This window comes from Actinosynnema sp. NPDC023658, from assembly GCF_040639995.1.
Classification (GTDB): Bacteria; Actinomycetota; Actinomycetes; order Mycobacteriales; family Pseudonocardiaceae; genus Actinosynnema.
The window spans coordinates 1-1358 of sequence record NZ_JBFAAX010000319.1; the positions used below are offsets into that span (position 1 = coordinate 1).

Annotated in this window: 2 protein-coding genes; both read left to right on the plus strand. The window is 76.4% G+C overall.

What is annotated here, in order from left to right:
* On the plus strand, window positions 1–366 hold a 366-nt coding region (locus AB0G02_RS25140; protein WP_360798008.1), incomplete at its 5' end, for an ROK family protein.
* Window positions 367–478: 112 nt separating this feature from the next.
* Window positions 479–1358, plus strand: an 880-nt coding sequence (locus AB0G02_RS25145; RefSeq protein WP_360798010.1) for a sensor histidine kinase, incomplete at its 3' end; no start/stop codon positions are given.

A 1358-nucleotide genomic window follows, 5' to 3' on the forward strand; every position in this document is an offset into this window, starting at 1 on the left:
GAGGAGGCGCTGGGCGACTCGCGCGCGGTGACCGGGCGTCGCGTGGCGGGCGCGGCGCGGGACGGCGACCCGTTGGCGCAGCTCGCGATGGCTGACCTGGCCCGGTGGCTGGGCGAGGGGTTGGCGCTGGTGGCCGACGTGTACGACCCCGAGGTCGTGGTGATCGGCGGCGGTGTGTCGGAGTCCGCGCCGCTGTTCCTGGACGACGCCCGCGAGCGCTACGCGGCCGTGGTGACAGGCGCCGGGCACCGGCCGCTGGCCCGCATCCGGACCGCGCAGCTCGGTGACGACGCGGGCATCGTCGGCGTGGCCACGCTGGCCCGCGACGTGGCGGTCAGCACAGCTCGCAACGGCCGGTCCCGTTGACCTCCAGGCCCGCGTAGCATCGCGGGATGCGGACCGCCGGCGCCGTGCTCGTCACCCGGGGACCGCGCGACCACCAAGTCCGCGCGTCCCGGGTGCGCCCCGTGGTGCCGCGATGAGGACGGGTGCGGCGAGCGGTCACGTCGGCTACTTCCACGAGACCGCGTTCTACGGCAGCGACGACGACTTCCGCTCGATCGTGGTGCCGTTCGTCGACGGTGGTGTGGCGGCGGGCGAACCGGTGCTGGTGGCGTGCCGACCGGACAACGAGCGGCTGCTCCGGGACGCGGTGGCCGACGCGTCCGACGTCGTGTTCCTGCCCGGCAGCGACCAGTACGACCGGCCCACCGAGGCGATCGTGGCCTACCGGAAGCAGTTCGCCGAGTACGCGGGGGTGGCGCAGATCCGGGTCGTGGGCGACGTGCCGCACCCCGGCGTCGGCGCGTCGTGGGACTGGTGGTCGCGGTACGAGGCGGCCGTGAACGAGGTCTTCGACGAGTTCCCCCTGTGGGGCCTGTGCCCGTACGACCTGCGGACGACGCCGGCGCGCGTGCTGGCGGACGTGGCGCGCTCGCACCCGCACCTGGTCGAGGTGGGCGGCGCGCACGTGTCGAACCCGCGTTACCGGTCGTCCTGGGAGGTGCCGACGGCCGGGCCGTCCGCGTTCGAGGTCGGTCAGCCGCTGGTCGAGACCACCGACCCGACGCCGGCCGAGGCCAGGCGCGCGGTGACGGCGGCGTGCGCCGGGGCCCGGCTGAGCCCCGACGAGGCCGACGACATCGTGTACGCGACCAGCGAGGCCGTGACCAACGCGCAGAGCCACGGCAAGCCGCCCGTGCGGCTGCGGGCGTGGGCCGGGCCGACGCACGTGCTGGTGGCCGTGACGGACCGCGGCGACGGGGCGGCGGGGGCCGGGGCGGGGCGGGGGTCGGGGGTCGGCGGCACGTCCCGGGGGGGTGGGAGCTGGCGGTCGGCGGGGGAGTGGCGCGGGGTGG